Source organism: Symbiopectobacterium sp. (assembly GCF_047692315.1).
Taxonomy (GTDB): Bacteria; Pseudomonadota; Gammaproteobacteria; order Enterobacterales; family Enterobacteriaceae; genus Symbiopectobacterium.
Window position 1 is genome coordinate 13,863 of sequence record NZ_JBLLJS010000005.1, and the last position, 25,128, is coordinate 38,990.

Sequence of the window (25,128 nt, forward strand, 5' to 3'; positions counted from 1 at the left end):
AGGCGTCAGGATTGGCGCAATACGCGATGCCCGTGCGAGAGCAGGGCATCCGTGACCTTTCTCATCATCCGGCTTTCTGGCGCGAAACGATGCCAGTACAGCATACGGCGCTGGAACAGGCCCGGCGTCAGATCGACCAGATCGCCGCTTGCCAATTCTCTTTCGATTTGCAGATGAGGGATCATACAGCAGGTGGTGCCTTGTCGCGCCAGTTGCACGAAGGCTTCTGACGAGTTAACGATATGGCAGGGCACGCTGCCGGGCGAGAGATCGAAATTCTGCTGCAAGAACGCCTGATGCATGTCATCCAGGTGGTCAAAGGCAACGGCAGGTGCACGCAACAAGGCGGAACGGGTTACGCCATTCGGGAAGTAGCGCGCGGCGAAATCCGGTGAGGCGACGAACAGATAATCCAGCGCCCCGAGTTTATCCACCAGACAACTCGGCAACGGTTGCGGCTGGATACTGACTGCACCCACCCCTTCACCACGACGCAAGCGTTCTTGGGTGCGGGTTTCATCTTCCACTTGCAGATTAAGACGAATGGGGGAATCGACCAGCACCTGTTGCAGCGCGGGCAACAGCCAGGTTGCCAGACTGTCGGCGTTGACCGCAAGCGATAGCAACAGCGGGATATCGCTGCTGGCATCGTTGCCCAGCCACTCTTCTTCCAGCAACTCCACTTGATGCAACAGCGCCAGCAATTTTTGCCCTTGTTCCGTGGGGCGCGGTGGAATGGTTCTGACCAACAGGGGTTGTCCGAACAGATTTTCCAACTGCTTGATGCGTTGCGAAACGGCGGATTGCGTGATGCACAATTTTTGCGCGGCGCGTTCAAATCCGCGCTCACGGATCACGGCATCCAAAGCCTGAAGTGTGCGATAGTCCGGTCGTTTCATGAAGGTGCCATTTCCTATGGATAAAACTTGATCTTTGCACTATGCCACATTTTTCCGCCTGAACACGCTAAAAATCTGTCTCATTTCACACTCATGGCCGAAAATAATCGGATGACGCGCGGCGATTGGCGTCGTTTCTGGTGGCGCTTGCTCTATAATACGCCTCTCTCTTCTCACTGTAATTTGCAGGCACGATAAAGACCATGACACAAGATGAACTGAAAAAGGCGGTCGGCTGGGCCGCGTTGGATTATGTCCGCCCGGATACCATTGTTGGGGTAGGAACGGGTTCAACGGCAGCGCACTTCATTGACGCGCTGGGTTCAATCAAACACCAGATTAAAGGCGCAGTATCCAGCTCCGTGGCGTCGACCGAGAAACTGAAAAGCTTAGGCATTCCGGTATTCGACAGTAACGAGGTTGATGAACTGGATATCTATGTGGACGGCGCTGATGAGATCAACCCGCATATGCAAATGATCAAAGGTGGTGGCGCGGCGTTGACGCGTGAGAAGATCATTGCCGCCATTGCGCGTCAGTTTATCTGTATTGTCGATGCCTCTAAGCAGGTGGATATTCTCGGGAAATTTCCGTTGCCGGTAGAAGTTATCCCCATGGCGCGCGCTTATGTGGCGCGTGAACTGGTGAAACTGGGTGGCCAACCGGTTTATCGTCAGGGCGTAGTGACGGATAACGGCAATGTGATCCTCGATGTGCACAACCTCGATATTTCTGATGCCATTGCGGTGGAAAACCGCATTAATGGGATTGCGGGTGTGGTGACTGTCGGTCTGTTTGCCAACCGTGGCGCTGACGTTGCGTTGGTAGGTACGGCAGACGGGGTGAAAACCCTGAAGTAATCTCTCCCCTGAGCGTCGGGTGTTGGCATGATGTTAACGTCCGATTTTTTTTGCTTAAAAACCCCGCTATTGTTAAAGTCTCACTTTTGGTACTTAATATCACTTTTTCTTATTTTGTTCCCCGCACATCTGGCAAGGCGATGCTTTATCCCTATTTTTTTACTGTAAAAGGGAGTCTGTGATGCCGTTGGCAGAATCGGGTAAGCAATCGATTGTCTTGCTGCTGGCGTAATTTTTGTTATGTTGGCAGAGGCTGTTTGGCAAATTGGCTGGCTCATTGGCATCTGAAGTCTGAAAATAAGGTCGGGAAATGGCAAAGGTATCACTGGAAAAAGACAAGATTAAATTCCTCCTGGTGGAAGGGGTTCACCAGAGCGCGTTGGAAAACCTGCGCGCAGCAGGCTACACCAACATTGAATACCATAAAGGTGCATTGGATACGGAAGCGCTGAAAGCCTCCATCCGTGACGCGCATTTCGTCGGTTTGCGTTCCCGTACTTACCTGACGGAAGAAGTGTTTGCAGCCGCAGAAAAACTGGTTGCGGTGGGCTGTTTTTGCATCGGCACCAACCAGGTAGAGCTGCCTTCCGCGACCAAGCGCGGTATTCCGGTGTTCAACGCTCCCTTCTCCAATACCCGCAGCGTGGCGGAACTGGTGATTGGTGAAATGCTGCTGCTGTTGCGCGGCGTTCCGGCAGCCAATGCGAAAGCGCACCGTGGCGTATGGCACAAACAAGCTGTGGGCTCCTTTGAAGCGCGCGGCAAAAAACTGAGCATCATTGGCTACGGCCACATTGGCACCCAGTTGGGTATCCTGGCGGAAAGTCTGGGGATGCACGTCTACTTTTACGACATCGAGAGCAAGCTGCCGTTAGGCAATGCTCAGCAGGTGCGTCATCTGTCCGAATTGCTGAACATGAGCGACGTGGTCAGCCTGCACGTGCCGGAAACCGCGAGCACCCAGAACGTGATGGGCGCAGAAGAACTGGCGCTGATGAAACCGGGTTCTATCCTGATCAACGCATCGCGCGGTACGGTAGTCGATATCCCGGCATTGTGCGAAGTGCTGCGTAGCCAACACATTGCCGGTGCCGCGATTGACGTGTTCCCGCAAGAACCGGCAACCAATACCGATCCGTTTGTTTCTCCGTTGCTGGAGTTCGACAACGTGCTGCTGACGCCGCACATTGGCGGCTCCACTCAGGAAGCGCAGGAGAACATCGCTACGGAAGTGGCCGGTAAACTGGCAAAATACTCTGATAACGGTTCGACGCTTTCTGCGGTGAATTTCCCGGAAGTTTCCCTACCAGTTCAGAGCGATCGCGCACGTTTGCTGCACATTCACGAAAACCGTCCGGGTATTTTGACGGCAATCAACAATATTTTCGCCGAGCAAGGTATCAACATTGTGGCTCAGTATCTGCAAACCAGCGCGGATATCGGCTATGTGGTGATCGACGTGGAAACGGATGCGGCGAATACGGCACTGCAACTGATGAAGGCGATTCCTGGCACCATTCGCGCCCGCCTGCTGTTCTAAGTGTTCGTTGAGCGTTTAACGTCATCACAAACAGCTCCATTTGGGGCTGTTTGCTTAAAAGAGACTTACAACGCGATAGTTACCTTGCCGCGCATATGTCCTTCCAGCACTTTGGCGTGAGCCTGTTGCAGCGTTTCAACGCTTAAACCGTTCAATACTTCACTGGCGGTACCTTGCAGCTTGCTCGCATCTACCAGATGCGCCACCTCTTGCAGAATTTTCCCTTGCTGCGCCATATCCGGCGTTTGATACATGCTGCGGGTAAACATGAATTCCCAATGTAGCGAGGCACTCTTACGCTTTAGCTCGTTTTGATCCAGCGGTCGTTCGTTCTCAACAATGGTGCAGATCTTGCCCTGCGGTGCAATCAAGGAGCTTATCGCGCTCCAGTGCCCGTCGGTGTCGTTCAGACAGAAAATATAATCCACCTGAGTGATGCCTGCTTTTTTCAGCTCACCGACCAAATCGCGATAATCAACGACGAGATCCGCGCCGCGTTGGCGGCACCATTCGGCCGAATCCAGACGAGATGCGGTGGCAATCACCTTGACCTCACTGCGCAGTGCTGCCAGTGAGATCGCAAGAGAGCCGACGCCGCCTGTACCGCCGATAATCAGCAGGTTTTTCCCTGCATCAGCGTCCTGAATCTCAAGGTGCTCAAACAGCCCTTCCCAGGCGGTGAGCGCGGTCAGCGGCAGCAGCCCAGTCGAGAGAGACAGGTTTGTGCGCCACAATACGTGCATCAATTAACTGATGAGAACTGTTGCTGCCAGAGCGCGTGATATCGCCCACGTACCAAACTTCATCCCCCACCTGAAAACCGCTGACGCGCTCGCCAATGGCAAGCACGGTACCACTGGCATCCCAGCCTAGCATGCGCGGTTCGGTTAACCCGTTTTTACGCAACCCGGCATGTACTTTGGTATCGACGGGATTGATGGATACCGCTTTTACCTCAACCAGCAGATCGTGTGGGCCCGGCTGTGGCTGCTCTTGGGTAATGGCGATAAAACGTTCAGGATGCTGTGGGTCAACGGCAATAGCATGTACGGTCATGATGTGTTCCTCATTGTTTCGATGAGAAAAGTGTAGAATGAACCCATCGTGCTGATAAGATGGACAATCATTAACGAAGTGTTTGTTGTAGGCGAACAATCATGTTTAAACCCCCCATGTTCAGGCAGTGGCAAGATATGGCGTTGTTTGCGCTGGTGGCCGAATGCGGCAGTGTGACACAGGCGGCGCTTAAGGCCGGTATGGCCAAATCCAGCCTCAGCTTGCGTATCAGTCAGCTCGAACAACAGCTTGGGCTGCGGCTGCTAAACCGCACTACGCGTAAGATCAGCCTGACCTTTGCTGGCGAGCGCTATCTGATCCACTGCCAGGAGATGATGCAGGCCAGTGAGCGCGCCGATCTCGCTATTCAACATTTGCGTGATAATCCGAGTGGGCGGCTTCGCATCACCAGCCCTGCCGGTTTTGGCGCTACGCTGCTGGTGCGGTTGACCACCGAGTTTCAGCGCCGCTTTCCCGCCGTGTCTCTGGAAATTGCCATCTCTGACACGCTGGTGGATTTAGTCGATGAAGGTTTTGACGTGGCATTTCGCACCGGTAAGCCGCAGGACTCTTCACTGATTGGCAGGCCCCTTGGGCGTGACACCGCGTTACCTGGTGGCCTCTCCGCACTATCTGGCGCGCCATCCTGCGCTGGTCCATCCGCAGCAGCTTCAGTCTCATCAATGTATTGCCCATCGCGCCTGGGCGGAGTGGTCATTGCAACGCGGCAGTGATGACTATCGCTGGCTGTTGCCGTTGACGCACACTACGGACAATCTGCTCTATGCCCGTGAATGCGCGATGTCGGGCGCGGGCATCACCCTGTTGCCTGCTTTTCTTGTCGAGGGTGTCGATCTGCCCCGGCCTTTGGTACGCGTGTTGTCAGAATGGCGCGCGGAGCCCAATGAACTCTATTTGGTGTCCCCCAGTAGAAAACTCAATTCCCCTTCTTTGGCCTGCTTTATCGAATTTGTGCTGCAACATGATGCGCTGGCGGAATATGTCACGCCGACGCCATTTTCATCCTGATTGCGTGCCGCATTATATAATGTGAAAGTGAATTTCTTATTTTTAGGAATATAACAACACTTTATTTGAAATGTGATTATGATCACGACCTAGAAGTGGATGTTTTCACACCATTGCCGATAAAACATGAATCCGACGATGTTTTTTTAGTAACGCCAAGGTTGTTCGTTATGCGTTGCGGAAGGGATATCCATACCAGCCGTTGTCGAAGTGAGAATAACAGTCATGTCCGAGATAAAAGGAAATTCAGGTTATATCAATAACATCAGACTTGTTACGCTATTTATTAGTCTGTTAACGATTATTTTATTGCTGTTCGCTATCTCCATTGGCACGGCGAGTTATTTTCTCAAACAGAGTAATGATGCATTAGACCGGGCCAATCTGGTTCCTGATGTGCGAGCCGGCATCAGCATCAGCATGGATCAACTGCGTGTTGCTCGCCAACTGTTGGTTCAGGCGGCGGCGACGCAACGCGTTGGTGATGCTGAAGGCTATAAAAGCGCGCTGACACTGGCGGAGAACCGCGTAAAAAGCTCACAAAAACGCTTCGATGAATATCTGGCCCGGCCGGATAAATTCAACGCACCCGCCGGATTGGATGATGAACTGGCTGTTAATTATGCCGCGTACCGCGACAGGGCGGTCAAGCTGATTATCGAGGCAGCGAAGAGAGGCGAATTCGAGGAAGTGATTTCGCTGGAAAGCGATGAAGCACGCAAACTGGACGAAAACTACGCGCAATCGGTGCGTTATCTGACCGATAACGCACCGCAAATCAATCAGCATACCGAGGCTAACTCTCGTCGCGGCATGCTGATGGCGCTCTCTTTTGTGGCTTCTATTGTTATGGCGGCGATCATCTATGTGATTATTCGCAATGCGCTATTGGCTCCGCTGGATCGGTTGGTAACTCGCATTCAACGTATTGCCGCCGGGGATTTAACCTAAAGCGCCAGTGAAATGGGGCGTAACGAGATTGGCATTCTGGGGCAGAACGTCCAGAACATGCAGGCCGCGTTGGCGGAAACGGTTAGCGTGGTGCGCGAAGGTGCAACGGCAATTCATCAGGGTGCCACGGAAATTTCCGCCGGTAACGTAGATCTCCCCTCACGTACGGAGCAGCAGGCAGCAGCGCTAGAAGAGACGGCAGCCAGCATGGAACAGCTGACGGCCACGGTGAAGCAAAACTCTGATAACGCCCACCTTGCCTTCATCCTGATAATCCAGAATGTGGGTGGCAATACGGTCAAGGAACCAACGGTCGTGGGAAATCACCATGGCGCAGCCGGGGAACTCTAACAGGGCGTTTTCCAGCGCGCGCAGGGTTTCAATATCCAGGTCGTTGGTCGGTTCATCGAGCAGCAGGACGTTGCCGCCCACTTGCGGCAGCTTCGCCAGATGCAGACGATCGCGCTCACCACCGGACAGCTCGCCGACACGTTTGCCCTGATCGGTACCTTTAAAGTTGAAGCGGCCAACATAGGCGCGACTCGGCATCTCTGTGGTGCCAATACGCATGATGTCCAGCCCGCCAGAAACTTCTTCCCAAACGGTTTTGTGTTGTCCATGCTGTCGCGGAACTGATCGACAGAAGCCAGTTTTACCGTTTCCCCCAGCTCGATGGTACCGCCATCTGGCTGCTCCTGACCGGACATCATACGGAACAGCGCTGATTTACCGGCACCGTTCGGGCCGATAATCCCAACGATGGCACCCTTCGGCACCGAGAACGACAGGCCGTCGATCAGTTGGCGCTTGCCATAGGCCTTGCTCAGGTTGGTGACTTCCACCACTTTGTCGCCCAGGCGTGGACCTGGTGGAATGAACAGCTCGTTGGTTTCGTTACGTTTCTGGTATTCAGTGCTGTTAAGCTCTTCAAAGCGAGCCAGACGGGCTTTGCCCTTGGCCTGACGGCCCTTGGCACCCTGACGCACCCACTCCAGCTCTTTCTCAATGGATTTACGGCGAGCCGCTTCCTGAGAGGCTTCCTGCGCCAGACGTTGGTCTTTTTGCTCCAGCCAGGAAGAGTAGTTGCCTTCCCATGGAATGCCTTCGCCGCGGTCCAGCTCCAGAATCCAGCCCGCGACGTTGTCGAGGAAGTAACGGTCGTGGGTAATGGCGACCACGGTGCCTTCGAAGTCGTGCAGGAAGCGTTCCAGCCAGGCCACGGATTCCGCATCCAGGTGGTTGGTCGGCTCGTCGAGCAGCAGCATGTCTGGTTTTTCCAGCAGCAGACGACACAGAGCCACGCGACGGCGCTCGCCCCCGGACAACTTGGCGATTTTCGCATCCCATTCCGGCAGGCGCAGCGCATCGGCAGCACGTTCTAACTGGTTATCCAGATTATGGCCGTCGTGAGCCTGAATGATCTCTTCCAGCTTGCCCTGTTCAGCAGCCAGCTTGTCGAAATCTGCATCCGGACGGCATACAGTGCATACACTTCATCCAGACGCTTGAGCGCACCGACCACTTCCGATACCGCTTCTTCGACGGATTCACGTACCGTGTGTTCAGGGTTGAGCTGCGGCTCCTGCGGCAAATAGCCGATTTTGATGCCGGATTGCGGGCGCGCTTCCCCTTCGATGTCTTTATCAATCCCCTCCATGATGCGCAGCAGGGTGGATTTCCCTGCGCCGTTCAGACCCAGCACGCCAATTTTTGCGCCTGGGAAGAAGCTAAGGGAGATATTTTTTAAAATATGGCGCTTCGGCGGAACCACTTTGCCGACGCGGTGCATAGTATAGACGTATTGAGCCACGTTGCGACTTCGCCTCTCTATGGGTTAAAGGATGCAGTGCGTAGCCCGCGCTGCATCGAGGTTAACGATGAAGGTGGGGCGTCGCCCTCTTCGATTTATCGTTATGCTGATGCGGAGTGTAGCTGGTTTCGCCGTACGATCCCAGCCATCATCCCTTACTGTCTGTCACTCTGTGAAATGGCTCCAGGCGCTGCGTTTTTACGCATCGCACCCAACCTGAAATTTCTAAACGGTTATCCTTACGTTTCTTGACATTTTATTACATTTTGCGATATATTGCCACCGTGCATCCTGTGCCAAACTGGAGAGCAGCAAATGTCGTCTGGATGATGCGAAATTTATCAGTGATGTGCAAATGCATGTTGGTAACCGTTTTGGATGAGGTGGTTTGGATGAAGGGTAACATGGGGCGTTGGGCGCGCATTGCCATCCTGTGTCTGGAGGGGGTTACAAGCTCAGCCATGGCGGATACGCTGGATGCCCAACGCCAGCGCTATCAGCAAGTTAAGCAGGCCTGGGACAACAATCAGATGGATACCGTGCAGGCGTTGATGCTAACCCTGCGCGATTACCCACTTTATCCTTACCTGGAATACCGTGCGTTAACGCAATCGCTGGGGCAGGTAAGTAGCAGCGAAGTCAGTGCATTCACGGCGCGTTATCCAACGCTACCTCCTGCGCGTAACCTGAAATCCCTGTTTGTGAATGAGCTGGCTCGCCGCGAGGATTGGTCGGGCCTGTTGGCGTTTGCACCAACGTCACCCAAACCGGTTGCGGCGCACTGTAATCATGTCTATGCGCGCTGGGCGACGGGACAGCGTCAGGGCGTGTGGGATGACGCAAAGGCCATCTGGCTGAACGGACGTTCGCTGCCCACCATCTGCGATAAGCTGTTTGCTGTCTGGGAAGCCGCCGGTGAGAAAACGCCGATCACCGTACTGGAGCGCATTCGGTTGGCAATGAACGAGGGCAGCACCGGATTGGTGAACTATCTGGTGAAACAGCTTCCTCCTGATTACCGTACCATCAGCGATGCGCTGATGAAATTGCAGAACGATCCCAAAACTGTAGAGCGCTTTGCTCGCAGCGTAGGATCAACCGATTTCACGCGCAATGCAACACTGGTCGCATTCCGCCAACTGGCCCGGCAGGGTGAAGAGAGCGCCCGTGCGCTTATTAGCGTATTGGTGCGGCTGCAAAAGATGAGCGAGGCCGATCGACGCGAGATGGAAGAAGTGGTGGCCTGGCGTTGGATGGGGACGGGGGCGACTCCAGAACAGGCAGCCTGGCGAGATGCCGTGGCGCAACGCAGCCAATCAACCAGCTTGATTGAGCGCAGGGTACGTATGACGCTCGGTGAAGGTGACAAGGCGGGACTGCGCTTCTGGCTCGCTAAACTTCCGGCTGAGGCGCAACAGAAAGATGAATGGCGCTACTGGCAAGCCATGTTGCTGTTAGATAACGGGCAGCGTCAGGATGGCGAAGCCATACTGCGATCGCTGATGCAGGCGCGTGGGTTCTACCCGATGGTCGCCGCGCAGAAGTTAGGTGTCCCTTATCCGTTGACCATCGCGTCGTCCACCCCGGATAAAACCCTGGCGCAACGGCCGGAAATTGCTCGCGTGCGTGAGCTAATGTATTGGGGTATGGACAATCTTGCGCGCAGTGAATGTGGGGAGCTGGTGGCAAACAGTGATAAGCCACGTCAGGGCGCGTTACACTTTTGATCAAGGGTGGGCCGATCTCAGCGTGCAGGCGACCATTGTGGCCAAGCTGTGGGACAATCTGGAAGAGCGTTTTCCGCTGGCATGGCGTGATACCTTCCAGCGAATGACACAAGGGAAAGCCATTGCGCAGAGCTATGCGATGGCGATTGCTCGTCAGGAAAGTGCCTGGAACCCTTAGGCGCGCTCTCCCGTGGGAGCGTCCGGGCTGATGCAACTGATGCCTGCCACCGCGCAGCATACAGCGAAGAAGGGCAACGTGAGCGGCTATGTAAACAGCAGCCAGCTGTTCGATCCCGAAACCAATATTCTGTTGGGCACCACCTATCTGGATGACGTCTACCAAACCTTCAATAACAACCGCATTCTTGCCAGCGCGGCGTATAATGCCAAGCCTTCGCGGGTGAACACCTGGCTGAAAAACAGCGCGGGGCGTCTCGATCCGGTTGCCTTTATTGAAAGCATTCCATTTACGGAAACGCGTGGCTATGTGAAAAACGTGCTGGCCTACGATGCGTTCTATCGCTACTTTTTGCATCAAAATGACAACGTATTGACGCCAGCAGAGTGGGGGCAGCGTTATTAGGTCTTGTGCCGTCGACGCGATTTTTCATGCACGATATCGGTGATTTTCCGTTGATTATGCTAGGCTGCCATACTCGTTAACGAGTATGGCAGCCTGCTATGACCCCTTTACCACATACCGATCCCGCGCTTTCTGGACACGGCAATGAAGATTGGCACAAATTTGTCGAGCTGCTGAAGCTTTCCGTGACGGAAGATCTGCATCACCCTCTGTTACAACTGTTGTTGACGCCGGATGAACGCGCGGCGCTCGCGACGCGTGTGCGCATTATTCAGGAATTGATGCGAGGAGAGATGAGCCAGCGTGAATTGAAAAACGAATTGGGTGCCGGTATTGCTACCATCACGCGTGGTTCCAACAGTTTAAAGGCCGCACCGCCTGCGCTGAAGCAGTGGCTGGAAACACAACTGCTGCCTGATGGCAAATAGATAAGTGGGACGTTGCAGATGTTAAGGGGCATCGCGCCCCTTAAACGGGTTAGCTCGGCTGGCTATAAATGGGGTTGTGGAAGGGTACCAACGCCAACAATAACGCCTGATAGTAGACGCTGGTGCGCGTCAGCTTGCTGTCGGTGAACACCCCAATCGCGCCGCCCTGACGTTTAATGTCCTGAATGCCGGTCAAACGTGCCATTTCGTCTCCCAGCTCTCTTCCTTCCTTGATTCCTTGTAATATACTTTCCGGCAGCACCAGGCTGGCGGAGCGTGATTCACCACGCAGATGTGGGTTTTCAATCACCATCCAGGCAAAGGTCATGCTATCTTCAATGCCAGCTTCAACGCCGACCCAGAAATTGGCCTCGGGCCGAACCTGACGGGCGCGCATAACGCGGTTGCGGGCTCCGGTATGCGTTTCAGTGGAACCCAAGGGCTGATGAGAAATGCCGCTGTCGACATCAACACCTTCGATGCGACAGTTTTCTTCGCCAAAGACATCCGTGAATGCGAGTGTAATAGCCTTAATTTTTGCCGGGTTGGTAGTGGCAGCGACAACATGGTACATAATGGTTTATACTCTTTTAGTTAATTTGACGCAGTATAATGGAAAAAAGCGATGTTACAGGTATATCTTGTTCGCCACGGTGAAACAGAATGGAACGTGGCTCGGCGTATTCAGGGACAATCTGACAGTCAGTTGACCGCGCAAGGTGAACAGCAGGCTTATCAGGTTGCGAACCGTGTTAAAACGCTAGGCATCACGCATATCTTTACCAGCGATTTAGGGAGGACGCGCCGCACTACGGAGATTATTGCGCAGTCTTGCCGCCACTGTGAAGTGGTTGAAGACCCTAATTTGCGTGAGCTGAATATGGGCGTGCTGGAAATGCGCGACATCGATACGCTCAGCCCACAAGAGGAAGCATGGCGTAAGCAACTGGTGGATGGCACGCCGGATGGCCGTATTCCTGAGGGGGAATCCATGGCGGAGATGGCAACGCGTATGCACCAGGCGCTCGATCGCTGCCTGGCACTGCCGCCCGGCAGTCGTCCGTTGCTGGTCAGTCACGGAATGGCCCTCGGTTGCTTGTTGAGCACCATCCTTGGGCTGCCCTCCAGCGCAGAACGCCGTTTACGGCTGCGTAACTGTTCGCTCTCCCGCATCGATTATCAGCAGAGCCCGTGGTTGGCATCCGGCTGGGTTGTGGAAACGGCCGGGGATGTGTCTCATCTTGATACCCCGGCATTGGATGAATTCCAGCGTTAACGGTGAGCGCGCTTAGCGACGGATAGGGATCAGGTATTCGCAGCGGATCACTTTCGGTGGTCCGTCTTCTTTCGTCCCTTGCGGGGTGAAGCGTTCTGCGTCACAGCCATCGCGGCGCGTCAGTTCGAAGGTGGGCAGGCAGGTGTCTACAGGCTGATAATGAAATCCTGTAGCTCATCCGTGGGGCCTTCATAGACGAACAATGCGTACTCGCCGCCGGGTAATGTAATCGGCTCGCCGGGGTGAACCCCTTCCGGAACGTGCTCTGGCTCCACGGCAGTGGTATAGAGCACATCATGTTCGTCTTCTTTATCTTTGCTCGGGCGGGCATGGTGCAAGCTATACAGCAAGGGGGGGATGCATTTGGCCTCGCCAAGGTACTGACGCTAGAAGTGTACGCGCATTTCCGTGCGGAAATTACAGATCTGTTCCAGAGAACAGTTGCAGTTTTGCGTGACACCCACGAGCTGCGTATCCGGCAACGTGACAAACTCGGGCTGCGGCAGCGTGAATTCACCCAAGCGCAATGGTGGGCGAATACCATAGGTGTTCCACTCTTCGGCGCGGCGGTAGGAGGCGGGTGTCTGCGCAAACTGCTTTTTAAAGGCACGGGTGAACGTCTGCTGCGAATCGAAGCGGTATTGCAGCGCGATATCGAGGATCGGCCTGCCGGTCATACAAAGTGCCATGGCGGCCTTTGTCAAACGACGTGTGCGAATATACGCGCCGATAGCGTGCCCGGTGACATCCTTGAACATGCGTTGCAAGTGCCATTTGGAGTAGCCAGCTTTTGCTGCCACGTTATCCAGCGACAGTGGTTGGTCAAGGTGATTTTCCAGCCAATTCAGCGGGTCACGTATGATACTTGCTTGATCCATAGAACATCCTCGATAGAACACACAAAGCACGAAGCGCATAGAGATCGGGCATTATAGCAACTTTTTGCCGTTGTCACCGCTTAAGATTTTTGAATAATTTAAACAAACAATCAGGTGGAATTTGCATATTTCGGCCATATATCTAGTAGCGGTATCGTCCGGGTGGTAAAAGCCCCCGTAACTTGTTTCCAGACAGAGAAGAATATCGATGAAAAACGCATTAATCATGGGAGCCTGTTTGGCGTTGCTGACCGTGGGTAGCGTCGCTAAGGCGGAACAGATTGGTTCTGTAGATACGGTTTTCAAACTGCTGGGACCGGACACATAAAATTGTGGTGGAAACCTTTGATGATCCTGATGTTGCGAACGTTATCTGCTATTTGAGCCGTGCCAAAACTGGCGGCATTAAAGGTGGGTTAGGTCTGGCGGAAGACACCTCCGACGCGGCGATTTCCTGCCAGCAGGTAGGGCCGATTACCCTGTCGGACAAGGTCAAGAAAAGCGGCGATGGCGGCAGCGTGGTGTTTCAGAAGCGCACCTCACTGGTGTTCAAAAAACTTCAGGTGGTACGTTTCTATGATGAGAAACGCAATGCGCTGGTCTACCTGACCTACTCCGATCGTCTGGTGGATGGTTCGCCGAAAAACGCCTTGAGCGCGGTGCCGATCATTCCCTGGGGCAAGAGCGAGTAGTTCTCAGGCAATAAATGCTGGGACATAAAACAAAAGGCCGAGACCTGAAGGGTTTCGGGCCGTCATCAATGACTTACCGTATGGGTTAGTCTTCCAGATCGCCGCAGAAACGGTAGCCTTCGCCATGAATGGTGGCGATGATTTCCGGCGTGTCGGCGGTGGATTCGAAATGCTTACGGATGCGGCGAATTGTCACATCTACAGTACGGTCGTGCGGTTTCAGTTCGCGGCCGGTCATTTTCTTCAACAGCTCGGCACGGGATTGAATTTTGCCGGGGTTTTCGCAGAAGTGCAGCATGGCGCGAAACTCGCTACGCGGCAGCTTGTACTGCTCGCCTGCCGGGCTAATCAGGGAACGGCTGTTGATGTCCAGTTCCCAACCATTGAAGCGGTAGCTTTCTACCAGACGACGCTCTTCGCTCACTCCGCCCAGATTCATGGTACGAGAGAGCAAGTTGCGCGCACGGATAGTCAGCTCGCGTGGGTTAAACGGTTTGGTGATGTAATCATCCGCACCGATTTCCAGGCCGAGGATCTTATCCACTTCGTTATCACGTCCGGTCAGGAACATCAGCGCGACGCTGGCCTGTTCACGCAGTTCGCGTGCCAACAGTAGGCCATTTTTACCGGGCAGATTGATGTCCATGATGACCAGATTGATATCATGTTCGGAAAGAATATGGTGCATCTCAGCGCCATCGGTGGCTTCGTGAACGACATATCCTTCAGCCTCAAAGATGCTCTTGAGGGTGTTGCGAGTTACCAACTCGTCTTCGACGATAAGAATGTGCGGGGTCTGCATGTTTGCTACCTAAAATTGCCAACTAATTATAGAATTCGGAAGTACAGAAGTCGCCATCGGTATTTTCATGCCCGCACGCGCGGTGCGGCGTGAGGTTATAGGGCCCTTACCGGAGTTTGGGGCGCAAAGAACACGCTCACACTCGCAATGTAGACTAAAGTACGCAAATACGTTCCTGGTGCATGCCTGACTTCACCCGATACGGCACGTTGCTAAAGCAACGACATCTCCGCGTGTCGGTTGTCTGACGCTGACAAAATTCCGCGTGAATCAGTAACGCGGGTAGCGTCAGTGCTTTCTACGTGATAACCGGCGATATCAGATGATAATCAGGCTAACTCAACTACGCCTAAAGTGGTGCATAGTTTAACCTTGTTAACAGCAACATAACAGTAAGCGCCGATTTTGATCGCTCACAAATCTACGGTTCCGTTGACATATATCAAATTTCATTGTAGCACGTTAACTATTTTGTGAAAAATACTTATAAGATTGCCAGCTTAAGTCACAATCTGCCCGATTTGTATACGATTCAGCAGCGCGGTGTGCAAGAGGAGATGCTGCACGTTGATTATCAATGCTTAAACGATAATGCATTGATATTTAAATGGATGTAATGATTTTTACCGTAACTCTCCATTCTGAAGCCCCATCAGTGCTTTTTACCGTGGCGTTGCGTTCGAATGTTTCATTTTTGTTAATTTTAACAGGAAAAATGGATGACAGGCGCATACTGCTTATCGCCCGTCCGCCAGCCATTTTCTCTTCTTCGGAGGTTTTGTGCAGTTTTTTATTGTGCTGGTCGCGCCAGCCCGGCCTGAGAACGTGGGGGCGGCAGCCAGAGCCATGAAAACCATGGGATTTTATTCACTGCGTATCGTTGACAGCCAGGCGCACCTTGAGCCCGGCGCGCGCCGGGTGGCGCACGGGGCTGGTGATATTCTGGACAATGTGACTTGCTTCCCTTCGCTTGCTGACGCTCTGGCCGATGTTGATTTTACCGTCGCCACGACGGCACGCTCGCGAGCAAAGTTCCACTATTACTGCACGCCGGCAGAGTTGCTGGGGCTGATGCAGGAGAAACAGCAGTGGGTCGGTTCGGCAGGCTGGTGTTTGGTCGTGAAGATTCTGGCCTCACCAACGACGAGTTGGCGCTGGCGGATATCCTGACGGGCGTGCCGATGCAGGCAGACTATCCGTCACTGAATTTAGGGCAGGCCGTCATGGTCTATTGTTACCAGTTGGCGCAACTGATGCAGGTGCAGGCTGAGCCTGCCGAAGCCGCGCAGGCTGGGCAGTTGGTGGCGCTGCAGGTAGAAGATGACGAGAAACTGCGTGACTGGCTAATGCAGCGTATCGGGCTGTTACAGCAGCGAGACACCGCCATGCTGCACACGCTGTTGCATGATATTGAGAAGGCACTGAAGTGATATGAAAAAAAGAAATCCATTGACTTCATGTCGCGATTGCCTTAACTAATAGAGGATAGAAACCGATTTGTTGATCGAGAGTCCTTTACGCATGCGTCATATCAGCCTGACCACCACCATTATTACCAGTAACGGTGCGGGTTGACGCGTAGAAAAGAATCTGAAAAAGCCCGCACCTAAACAGTGCGGGCTTTTTTTTACGGCAGAGAGCAGGCTCCGCCGACCCGGGCCGCCAGCAGCGGCAGCCAAAAGCGCACGGCGCGTTTTGGTGACTGAAACTCAGGAGAAGAGATAAAAATGAGAGTGTTGAAATTTGGCGGGACTTCCGTGGCGAATGCGGCGCGTTTTGCGCACGTTGCCGATATCATCGAGAGCAATGCGCGTCAGGGACAGGTTGCCACCGTGTTGTCTGCCCCGGCGAAAATCACCAACCACCTGGTGGCGATGATTGATAAAACCGTTGCCGGCCAAGACATTCTGCCGCATATCAACGATGCCGAAACCATCTTTTCTTCTCTGCTAAAAGGGTTGGCGGAATCCCAGCCGGGTTTCCCGTATGAGCGCCTCTCCACGCTGGTACAACAAGAGATTGGCCAACTGAAACAGGTTCTGCACGGAATTTTACTGTTGGGGCAGTGCCCGGATAGCGTAAACGCCAGCATCATCTGCCGTGGCGAAAAACTGTCGATTGCCATCATGGAAGCCGTATTCCAGGCACGTGGTTATAAAGTATCGGTTATCGATCCGGTAAAACGCTTGCTGGCGCAGGGCCATTATCTGGAATCTACCGTGGATATCGCTGAATCCACGCGCCGCATCGCCGAGCAAGGGATCCCGTCCGATCACGTGATTCTGATGGCGGGATTCACGGCGGGTAATGATAAAGGGGAACTGGTGGTACTGGGCCGCAACGGCTCTGATTACTCTGCTGCCGTGTTGGCCGCCTGTTTACGCGCCGACTGTTGCGAAATCTGGACTGACGTGGACGGTGTCTACACCTGTGACCCGCGTCAGGTGCCTGATGCGAGACTGCTGAAGTCCATGTCGTCTCAGGAAGCGATGGAGCTTTCCTACTTCGGCGCCAAAGTGCTTCACCCCCGTACCATCGCCCCCATCGCTCAGTTCCAAATTCCCTGCCTGATTAAAAATACCGAAAACCCCCAAGCACCCGGCACACTGATTGGTCTGGACAGCACGGATACCCAATATCCGGTAAAAGGCATCACCAACCTGAACAACATGGCGATGTTCAACGTTTCCGGTCCCGGCATGAAGGGGATGGTAGGGATGGCGGCTCGCGTGTTCGCTGCGATGTCACGTGCGGGCATCTCCGTGGTGCTGATCACACAGTCCTCTTCCGAGTACAGCATCAGTTTCTGCGTGTCGCAAAGCGAGCTGGCGCGTTCCCAAAAAACGCTGGAAGATGAATTTTATCTGGAACTGAAAGACGGCGTGCTGGAGCCGCTGGATATCACCGAACGTCTGGCGATTATTTCCGTGGTGGGTGACGGTATGCGCACGCTGCGCGGCCTTTCCGCCCGTCTGTTCTCCGCGTTGGCCAGTGCCAATATCAATATTATCGCGATTGCGCAGGGATCTTCTGAACGCTCCATCTCTGTCGTGGTGGATAACGATGTGGCGGTGACTGGCGTGCGTGTGGCACACCAGATGCTGTTTAATACCGATCAGGTGATCGATGTGTTCGTTATCGGTGTGGGCGGTGTGGGCGGAGCCTTGCTGGAGCAGATTCATCGCCAGCAGCCGTGGCTGAAGCAGAAACATATCGATCTGCGCGTCTGTGGTATTGCCAACTCCAAAGCGTTGCTGACCAATATCAACGGCATTGCGCTGGATTCATGTCGCGAAGCGCTGAATGAGGCGCGCGAACCTTTCAATCTGGGTTGCCTGATTCGTCTGGTGAAAGAGTATCACCTGCTTAACCCGGTTATCGTGGACTGTACTTCCAACCAGGCGGTGGCCGATCAGTATGCCGACTTCCTGGCAGATGGCTTCCATGTGGTCACGCCAAATAAAAAGGCCAACACCGGCTCCATGAGCTACTACCAGCAACTGCGCAGCGCTGCCGGTAAATCACGTCGTAAATTCCTGTATGACACCAACGTTGGCGCCGGGCTTCCAGTGATTGAAAACCTGCAAAACCTGTTGAATGCTGGGGATGAGCTGCTGCGTTTCACCGGGATTCTCTCTGGTTCGCTCTCCTTTATCTTCGGTAAGCTGGATGAAGGGATGAGCTTGTCGCAGGCTACGTTGCAGGCGAAAGCCAATGGTTACACCGAGCCCGATCCGCGTGACGATCTGTCCGGTATGGATGTGGCGCGCAAGTTGCTGATTCTGGCACGTGAAGCGGGCTATAAGCTGGAACTGGCCGATATCGAAGTGGAATCGGTGCTGCCGCCGTTATTTGATGCCTCGGGCGATGTTGACACCTTTATGGCGCGTTTACCGGAGCTGGATGCGCAATTTAGTGAAAAAGTGGCACAAGCGCAGGAAGCAGGTAAAGTGTTGCGTTATGTCGGCGTGATTGAAGAAGGGCGCTGCAAAGTGCAAATTAGCGCAGTGGGCGGTAACGATCCGCTGTTCAAAGTGAAAGACGGTGAGAATGCGCTGGCGTTCTATAGCCAGTATTACCAGCCACTGCCGCTGGTGCTGCGCGGCTATGGCGCGGGTAATGATGTGACAGCGGCCGGTGTCTTTGCCGATCTGTTGCGCACGCTGTCATGGAAGTCAGGAGTATAATAATGGTTAAAATTTATGCGCCCGCGTCGATTGGCAACGTCAGCGTTGGGTTTGATGTGCTGGGCGCGGCGGTTACGCCTGTTGATGGCTCGCTGTTGGGCGATTGCGTGACCGTAACGGCGGCTGAGAGCTTCAGCTTGCGCAATGAAGGTCGTTTTGTGGGTAAGCTGCCGAGTGAGCCGAAAGAGAACATTGTCTACCAGTGTTGGGAACGGTTTTGTCAGGAAGTGGGGAAAACCATTCCTGTCGCCATGACGCTGGAAAAGAACATGCCGATCGGCTCTGGTCTTGGTTCCAGTGCCTGTTCAGTAGTCGCCGGTCTGATGGCGATGAACGAATTTTGTGGCAAACCGCTGGATGATACGCGTTTGCTGGCGCTGATGGGTGAGCTGGAAGGGCGTATTTCCGGTAGCGTGCACTACGATAATGTCGCGCCTTGCTTCCTGGGCGGTATTCAACTGATGATCGAGCAAAACGGTATCATCAGCCAGCCGGTGCCTGCGTTTGACGATTGGCTGTGGGTAATGGCCTATCCGGGGATCAAAGTGTCCACCGCGGAAGCGCGTGCCATTCTGCCCGCGCAGTATCGCCGCCAGGATTGCATTAGCCATGGCCGTTATCTGGCGGGCTTTATTCACGCTTGCCACACCCGCCAGCCCGCGCTGGCCGCTGCGTTGATGCAGGACGTGATCGCCGAACCGTACCGCACGCGCTTGCTGCCCGGCTTTGCCGACGCGCGTCAGGCGGCAAAAGATATCGGCGCGCTGGCGTGCGGTATCTCCGGTTCAGGGTCAACGCTGTTTTCCGTGTGCGACGATCTGGAAAAAGCGCAGCGTCTGGCCAGTTGGCTGCAAGATAACTATTTGCAGAACGATGAAGGGTTTGTTCATATTTGCCGTCTGGACACGACAGGCGCGCGTCAATTGGGATAAGGCATGAAACTTTACAACTTAAAAGATCACAACGAGCAGGTCAGTTTCGCGCAGGCGATCAAACAAGGGCTTGGACGCCAGCAAGGGCTGTTCTTCCCGCTGGAACTGCCTGAATTCAGTTCGACGGAAATTGATGACCTGCTGGCGCTGGATCTGGTTACGCGCAGCAGCCGCATTCTTTCTGCCTATCTGGGTGATGAGATTGCGCCGGAAACGGTTTATCAACGTGTTAAAGCGGCGTTTACTTTCCCGGCTCCTGTTGCCAAGGTCTCTGGAGATATCGCCTCTCTGGAGCTCTTCCACGGTCCGACGCTGGCGTTTAAGGATTTTGGCGGGCGCTTTATGGCGCAGATGCTGGCACAAGTGTCCAATGGGGAAAAAGTCACCATTTTGACGGCAACGTCCGGTGATACCGGTGCGGCAGTCGCGCACGCGTTTTACGGTCTGGAAAACGTGCGTGTAGTGATCCTGTATCCGCGTGGCAAAATCAGCCCGTTGCAGGAGAAGCTGTTCTGTACGCTGGGTGGTAACATCCATACCATCGCGATCGACAGTGATTTCGATGCGTGCCAGGCGTTGGTGAAACAGGCGTTTGATGATGGAGCGTTGAAGCAGGCTATCGGTCTGAACTCTGCCAACTCCATCAATATCAGCCGTTTGCTGGCACAAATCTGCTATTACTTTGAAGCCGTGGCACAGTTGCCTGCCGCAGCGCGTCAGCAACTGGTGGTTTCGGTGCCGAGCGGCAACTTCGGTGATTTGACCGCAGGTCTGTTGGCAAAATCCCTCGGCTTGCCGATCAAGCGCTTTATCGCCGCCACCAATGCCAATGACACTGTGCCACGTTATCTCAGCAACGGCGAGTGGGCTCCCAACCCGACGGTGGCAACGCTCTCTAACGCCATGGATGTCAGCCAGCCGAACAACTGGCCGCGCGTAGAGGAGCTGTTCCGTCGTAAAAACTGGGCGCTGCAAACGCTGGGATTTGGTGCGGTGAGTGATGAAGTGACCAAAACGACCATGCATGAGCTGGACGCGTTGGGTTACACCTTTGAGCCACATGCGGCAATTGCTTATCGTCTGCTGCGCGACCAGCTACAGCCGGGCGAGTTCGGCTTGTTCCTGGGGACTGCGCATCCGGCAAAGTTCAAAGAGAGCGTAGAAGAGATTCTGGGTAAAACGCTGGACCTGCCGGAAGCTCTGGCACAGCGTGCGGATCTGGAATTGCTGTCGCACAACTTTGCGCCAGATTTCGCGCAACTTCGTCAGTTCCTGATGGCGCTGCCGGAGTAACCTCCGTTGTTCATCGTTCCCCGCCCAGCGCGGGGGACGGTAACCCTCACTGCGCGTGGCGCTTAAAGATCAGCTCCTGCTCGGTTTCGCCATATTCCGCAAAGAAGTAACCTTTCAGATTGAAATCTTGCAGTTGCTCAACCTGCGCCAGCCGGTTTTTGATAATAAAACGGCTCATCAAACCGCGCGCTTTTTTGGCGTAGAAACTGATCACCTTGAACTTGCCGTTTTTCTCATCCAGAAAGACCGGTTTTATCAGCGTACCGCTGAGTTTTTTGACATTGACGGATTTGAAGTATTCATCTGACGCCAGGTTGACGAGAATGTCATCCCCTTGTGCCTGTAGCGCCTGATTGAGGTGCTGCGTGATGGTATCACCCCAGAAGTGGTAAAGATCCTTGCCGGCCTTGTTCTCCAGCTGCGTACCCATTTCCAGCCGATATGGCTGCATCAAATCCAGCGGACGTAACACGCCATACAGCCCAGACAACATGCGAAGATGCTGCTGGGCAAAGTCGAAATCCGCTTCGCTGAAATCTTCTGCGGCAAGCCCGGTATACACGTCGCCTTTGAAGGCCAATAGTGCCTGACGTGCATTGTCTGGTGTGAAATGGGGCTGCCATTCGCTGAAACGTCCGGCGTTGAGATCCGCCAGTTTGTCACTGATGCCCATCAACGAGGCGATTTGTGCGGGTGTGAGCCGTTTGCACAGGGCAATCAGTTCGCTGGCATGGTCCAGCAACACGGGTTGCGTATAGCGCTCGGTGGCCAAAGGACTGATGTAATCCAGCGTTTTCGCTGGCGAAATGGTGATTAACATGGCATGGCTCCCCTGTCTTTGTTGCAAGTACTGTAGCAAAAAACACGGAAAAAAGGGGCAATGGCTGCAACAGGAAAAGGCTGTCTTGCACGGGGGGCAGTGCGTGTTATTATCGAAACATAAGTAATTTATAAGTGCGAAACACAAGACGAAGTTCATATACCCACAACGAGATATGCCAACATGACGGATAAACTGACTTCCTTACGCCAATTGACCACGGTCGTGGCTGATACCGGCGATATCGCCGCGATGAAGCTCTACAAACCGCAGGATGCTACCACCAACCCTTCCCTGATTCTGAACGCGGCGCAAATTCCTGAATACCGCTCTTTGATTGAAGACGTGGTGAAATGGGCGCGTGAGCAGAGCAGCAAACGGGAACAGCAGCTTGTCGATGCCACGGACAAACTGGCCGTCAATATTGGTCTGGAAATCCTGAAACTGATCCTGGGACGTATCTCCACGGAAGTGGATGCTCGCCTCTCTTATGATACCGAAGCGAGCGTTGCCAAGGCTAAACGTTTGATTAAGCTTTATAACGATGCGGGCATCAGTAACGATCGCATCCTGATCAAACTGGCTTCAACCTGGCAGGGTATCCGTGCCGCCGAGCAGTTGGAAAAAGAAGGCATCAACTGTAACCTGACGCTACTGTTCTCTTTTGCACAAGCGCGTGCGTGTGCGGAAGCGGGTGTATTCCTGATCTCCCCGTTTGTTGGCCGTATTCTGGATTGGTACAAAGCCAACACCGACAAGAAAGACTATGCGCCGCAGGAAGATCCGGGCGTTATCTCCGTCACTGAAATCTACCAGTACTACAAAGCGCATGGTTACGAAACCGTGGTAATGGGGGCCAGCTTCCGTAACAGTGGCGAAATCTTTGAGCTGGCTGGCTGCGATCGCCTGACCATTGCGCCGGCGTTGCTGAAAGAATTGTCGGAATCCACCGGCGATGTGCCGCACAAACTCTCCTACAGCGGTGAGATCAAAGCGCGCCCGGCGAAAATGACCGAAGCCGAGTTCTACTGGCAGCACAACCAGGATCCGATGGCCGTCGACAAACTGGCGGACGGTATCCGCAAGTTTGCTATCGATCAGGGAAAGCTGGAAAAAATGATTGAAGACTTGCTGTAATCAAAGCAGAAAACGCAGAAGGCCGGGTTTCCCCGGCCTTTTTGTTATTGCTGTTTGGTCACGCGCGGTTACGCTCACGTTTCGCCAGATAGAGCTTCTCATCTGCACGTTTCATTACCTGGGCAAGATCTTCCTGCGCGATGTGATACTCCACCAGACCGATACTGACGGAGAGCTTCATCTTCTGGCCCGAAGAGGAAGCGCTGGTGGCATTACTCACCGCCACTCTGGCCCGTTCTGCCACCCAGTAAGCGTCATCCAGCGGCGACATCAGCGGAAAGATGGTGGTGTAGGTTCCCTTGCCTGCGTATTCTCCCATGGCGGGCAGTTTGTCTTTGCACAGGTGGAGAACGGTCATGTCATTGAAGGTTAAATCCAACTGCGACAGATGGCTGATGCATTCCGCTTGTGTGTCGCGCGTGTTGAAGCCCAGCGTTCTGACGCGTACCTGCAAGAAAGAGCCGCTAAGAAAGCGAATATCGCTGTCTTTCACTTCACTACTGGTATTATAAGATTGATATATATGGATAATATTATCAAGGTTATACCGCTGAGTATCCCATTCGGCCTGACGTTCGTGGTAGATGACAAACAGGGCGGCAGAAAAAACGACGGAACCAAAGAAAAAGAAGACGGATACCGGGTGAGAGATGAGTTTGAGCAATTGATATTTCAGACCAGCCATGAACGGTTTCCTTGGTACTCGCGCGTACAGCTGCCGCCAGCAATGCGCTAACATACTCAGTGTCTGCGCTAAGTGGCCGTGACTTTAAATATAAACGCAATCTTTTTTCTTTGGCGGCATAAAAACCCGCTTAACTCACATTATTACCGATAACGTAGCTTGTTAAATGATGTGCTGCCCTCATGCAGGGAAAAGATTGTTAAAATCAGATTTTAACTGACAGAGATGTTGTTATGAATGAACTGCGTATTGGTCTGTTATCCGTCTCCGACCGCGCCTCGAGCGGGGTGTATCAAGATAAGGGCATCCCTGCTTTGCAGGAGTGGCTTGCGACTGCGCTGACCACGCCATTTGTCGTGGAGTCTCGTCTCATTCCTGATGAGCAACCGTTGATTGAGCAAGCCTTGTGTGAGCTGGTGGATGAACGTCAGTGTCATCTGGTGCTTACAACGGGCGGTACAGGACCGGCACGGCGCGATGTCACACCGGATGCCACGTTGGCGGTGGCCGATCGCGAAATGCCGGGCTTTGGCGAACAGATGCGCCAGATCAGCTTGCGCTTTGTTCCTACGGCGATTTTATCGCGTCAGGTGGGGGTTATTCGCAAACAGGCGTTAATCCTGAATTTGCCGGGGCAACCTAAATCCATCAAAGAGACGCTGGAAGGGTTGAAAGATGATGCTGGAAACGTGGTGGTGCCAGGAATCTTTGCCAGTGTACCGTATTGTATACAGTTGCTGGAAGGACCTTATGTGGAAACCGATCCGCAAGTGGTAGCAGCATTTCGTCCCAAGAATGCGATCCGCGACACAAAAAGCTAAAGTTGGGAAATTTTAAACATAGGCTACAGCTTTGCTGGAGTGTAAAATTTTAGTCGTTATAGTAATCTTAGCTTTACACAAGGACGGCAAATTATTTTTCTCTCACTCTGGCCTTATTCGGTAACTTATGAACGGTGATAACGCTCCATCACAATCAATTTTCATCACAACAATCGTCAGCACAGCCATTGCTACAAAAACAGCGCCAACTGAACGGTCAGGATTACAAAACGCTCTCCCTGGCGGCGCTGGGCGGCGCGTTGGAGTTTTACGATTTCATCATTTTCGTTTTTTTCGCCGCGGTGATTGGCGAGCTCTTTTTCCCTCCAGACATCCCTGAGTGGCTGCGCCAGTTGCAAACCTTCGGTATCTTTGCCGCAGGCTACCTGGACCGCCCGTTGGGGGGCCTTGTATTCCAACAGCCCAGCGATGATCTGGGCAATGCCGCCGTAGAAAATCCCCATGCTGAGAATAATAGAAGAAAGTGGGAAAAAGCCCGCGTTGTGCAGGTTAAGAAGAATGGTGGTCATCCCGAAGCCCATCAGCCCTAACGGACCCGGGATTCGCCAGCGAGTTCGTTTGCATAAATCCTCAGAATACAATAGTGGAGTTGTGTAGCTTGCTCGATGCCGCGCTCTGTCGGTGTTTCCTGATCTCTGGCGAGCTGTCCTTGCTCGTCGTCCCGGTAGGCCATTGCTATGTAACAGTGAAAGCTATGTCAC

At 53.6% G+C, this 25,128-nt stretch carries 16 protein-coding genes, 9 pseudogenes and 1 other annotated feature; of the genes and pseudogenes, 16 read left to right on the forward strand and 9 right to left on the reverse strand.

Annotation, left to right across the window (positions count from 1 at the left end; translation table 11 throughout):
* Positions 1-5: 5 nt before the first annotated feature.
* Positions 6-899, reverse strand: coding sequence for a LysR family transcriptional regulator ArgP (locus ACMZI0_RS01635; protein WP_415671704.1), 894 nt, complete (start codon positions 897-899; stop codon positions 6-8).
* Between the two features lie 203 nt (positions 900-1,102).
* Between ACMZI0_RS01635 and rpiA the strand changes: the two genes are divergently transcribed.
* Entirely contained in the window at positions 1,103-1,759 is a 657-nt protein-coding gene (gene rpiA, locus ACMZI0_RS01640) for a ribose-5-phosphate isomerase RpiA (protein ID WP_415671705.1), read from the forward strand.
* A 310-nt stretch (positions 1,760-2,069) separates the two neighbouring features.
* Entirely contained in the window at positions 2,070-3,299 is a 1,230-nt protein-coding gene (gene serA, locus ACMZI0_RS01645) for a phosphoglycerate dehydrogenase (RefSeq protein WP_415671706.1), read from the forward strand.
* Positions 3,300-3,364: 65 nt separating this feature from the next.
* On the opposite strand, the pseudogene ACMZI0_RS01650 reads toward serA, so the two are convergent.
* Positions 3,365-4,355 (reverse strand): annotated as a pseudogene (locus ACMZI0_RS01650) (zinc-binding alcohol dehydrogenase family protein).
* Positions 4,356-4,471: 116 nt separating this feature from the next.
* On the opposite strand from ACMZI0_RS01650, the pseudogene ACMZI0_RS01655 reads away from it, so the two are divergent.
* From ACMZI0_RS01655 to ACMZI0_RS01665, 3 genes and pseudogenes are all read left to right on the forward strand, one after another.
* Positions 4,472-5,384, forward strand: a pseudogene (locus ACMZI0_RS01655) (LysR family transcriptional regulator).
* 225 nt (positions 5,385-5,609) lie between these two features.
* A complete protein-coding gene (locus tag ACMZI0_RS01660) occupies positions 5,610-6,335 on the forward strand; it encodes a Tar ligand binding domain-containing protein (protein WP_415671707.1) in 726 nt (241 codons plus the stop codon).
* A gap of 12 nt (positions 6,336-6,347) precedes the next feature.
* On the forward strand, positions 6,348-6,686 hold the full coding sequence (locus tag ACMZI0_RS01665) for a hypothetical protein (protein ID WP_415671797.1): 339 nt from the start codon (positions 6,348-6,350) through the stop codon (positions 6,684-6,686).
* Here the strand turns inward: ACMZI0_RS01665 and ettA are convergent.
* Positions 6,588-8,145: pseudogene (gene ettA, locus ACMZI0_RS01670) on the reverse strand (energy-dependent translational throttle protein EttA); the annotation flags it as partial. The gene ACMZI0_RS01665 and the pseudogene ettA sit on opposite strands and share 99 nt — an antisense overlap.
* 404 nt (positions 8,146-8,549) lie before the next feature.
* Here ettA and sltY point away from each other — a divergent pair.
* Positions 8,550-10,455, forward strand: a pseudogene (gene sltY / locus ACMZI0_RS01675) (murein transglycosylase).
* Between the two features lie 98 nt (positions 10,456-10,553).
* Positions 10,554-10,883, forward strand: a complete 330-nt coding sequence (gene trpR, locus ACMZI0_RS01680) for a trp operon repressor (protein WP_415671708.1) — start codon at positions 10,554-10,556, stop codon at positions 10,881-10,883.
* A gap of 49 nt (positions 10,884-10,932) precedes the next feature.
* Here the strand turns inward: trpR and yjjX are convergent, their stop codons facing one another.
* Entirely contained in the window at positions 10,933-11,457 is a 525-nt protein-coding gene (gene yjjX / locus ACMZI0_RS01685) for an inosine/xanthosine triphosphatase (protein WP_415671709.1), read from the reverse strand.
* 51 nt (positions 11,458-11,508) lie between these two features.
* Between yjjX and gpmB the strand changes: the two genes are divergently transcribed.
* A complete protein-coding gene (gene gpmB, locus ACMZI0_RS01690) occupies positions 11,509-12,159 on the forward strand; it encodes a 2,3-diphosphoglycerate-dependent phosphoglycerate mutase GpmB (protein WP_415671710.1) in 651 nt (216 codons plus the stop codon).
* Positions 12,160-12,171: 12 nt separating this feature from the next.
* On the opposite strand, the pseudogene robA reads toward gpmB, so the two are convergent.
* Positions 12,172-13,037, reverse strand: a pseudogene (gene robA / locus ACMZI0_RS01695) (MDR efflux pump AcrAB transcriptional activator RobA).
* Between the two features lie 226 nt (positions 13,038-13,263).
* Here robA and creA point away from each other — a divergent pair.
* Positions 13,264-13,729, forward strand: a pseudogene (gene creA / locus ACMZI0_RS01700) (protein CreA).
* 85 nt (positions 13,730-13,814) lie between these two features.
* On the opposite strand, the gene arcA reads toward creA, so the two are convergent.
* Entirely contained in the window at positions 13,815-14,531 is a 717-nt protein-coding gene (gene arcA / locus ACMZI0_RS01705; protein ID WP_415671711.1) for a two-component system response regulator ArcA, read from the reverse strand.
* 780 nt (positions 14,532-15,311) lie between these two features.
* On the opposite strand from arcA, the pseudogene ACMZI0_RS01710 reads away from it, so the two are divergent.
* The 4 genes and pseudogenes from ACMZI0_RS01710 to thrC all read left to right on the forward strand — a co-directional run bounded on the left by ACMZI0_RS01710 (position 15,312) and on the right by thrC (position 20,943).
* Positions 15,312-15,961 (forward strand): annotated as a pseudogene (locus ACMZI0_RS01710) (tRNA/rRNA methyltransferase).
* Between the two features lie 98 nt (positions 15,962-16,059).
* Positions 16,060-16,161: a sequence feature (Thr leader region), on the forward strand.
* A 97-nt stretch (positions 16,162-16,258) separates the two neighbouring features.
* A complete protein-coding gene (thrA, locus tag ACMZI0_RS01715; protein WP_415671712.1) occupies positions 16,259-18,718 on the forward strand; it encodes a bifunctional aspartate kinase/homoserine dehydrogenase I in 2,460 nt (819 codons plus the stop codon).
* A gap of 2 nt (positions 18,719-18,720) precedes the next feature.
* Entirely contained in the window at positions 18,721-19,650 is a 930-nt protein-coding gene (thrB, locus tag ACMZI0_RS01720) for a homoserine kinase (RefSeq protein WP_415671713.1), read from the forward strand.
* 3 nt (positions 19,651-19,653) lie between these two features.
* On the forward strand, positions 19,654-20,943 hold the full coding sequence (gene thrC, locus ACMZI0_RS01725; RefSeq protein ID WP_415671714.1) for a threonine synthase: 1,290 nt from the start codon (positions 19,654-19,656) through the stop codon (positions 20,941-20,943).
* 46 nt (positions 20,944-20,989) lie between these two features.
* On the opposite strand, the gene yaaA is transcribed toward thrC, so the two are convergent.
* A complete protein-coding gene (yaaA, locus tag ACMZI0_RS01730; RefSeq protein WP_415671715.1) occupies positions 20,990-21,763 on the reverse strand; it encodes a peroxide stress protein YaaA in 774 nt (257 codons plus the stop codon).
* 183 nt (positions 21,764-21,946) lie between these two features.
* Between yaaA and tal the strand changes: the two genes are divergently transcribed.
* Positions 21,947-22,900, forward strand: a complete 954-nt coding sequence (gene tal, locus ACMZI0_RS01735) for a transaldolase (RefSeq protein ID WP_415671716.1) — start codon at positions 21,947-21,949, stop codon at positions 22,898-22,900.
* 58 nt (positions 22,901-22,958) lie between these two features.
* Here the strand turns inward: tal and ACMZI0_RS01740 are convergent, their stop codons facing one another.
* Positions 22,959-23,585: a GGDEF domain-containing protein gene (locus ACMZI0_RS01740; RefSeq protein ID WP_415671717.1), complete on the reverse strand. Its 627-nt coding sequence runs from the start codon at positions 23,583-23,585 to the stop codon at positions 22,959-22,961.
* Between the two features lie 233 nt (positions 23,586-23,818).
* Between ACMZI0_RS01740 and mog the strand changes: the two genes are divergently transcribed.
* A complete protein-coding gene (gene mog / locus ACMZI0_RS01745) occupies positions 23,819-24,406 on the forward strand; it encodes a molybdopterin adenylyltransferase (protein ID WP_415671718.1) in 588 nt (195 codons plus the stop codon).
* A gap of 188 nt (positions 24,407-24,594) precedes the next feature.
* Positions 24,595-24,846: pseudogene (locus tag ACMZI0_RS01750) on the forward strand (MFS transporter); the annotation flags it as partial.
* On the opposite strand, the pseudogene ACMZI0_RS01755 reads toward ACMZI0_RS01750, so the two are convergent.
* Positions 24,814-24,991: pseudogene (locus tag ACMZI0_RS01755) on the reverse strand (acetate uptake transporter); the annotation flags it as partial. The pseudogenes ACMZI0_RS01750 and ACMZI0_RS01755 overlap by 33 nt on opposite strands.
* Positions 24,992-25,128: the final 137 nt, after the last annotated feature.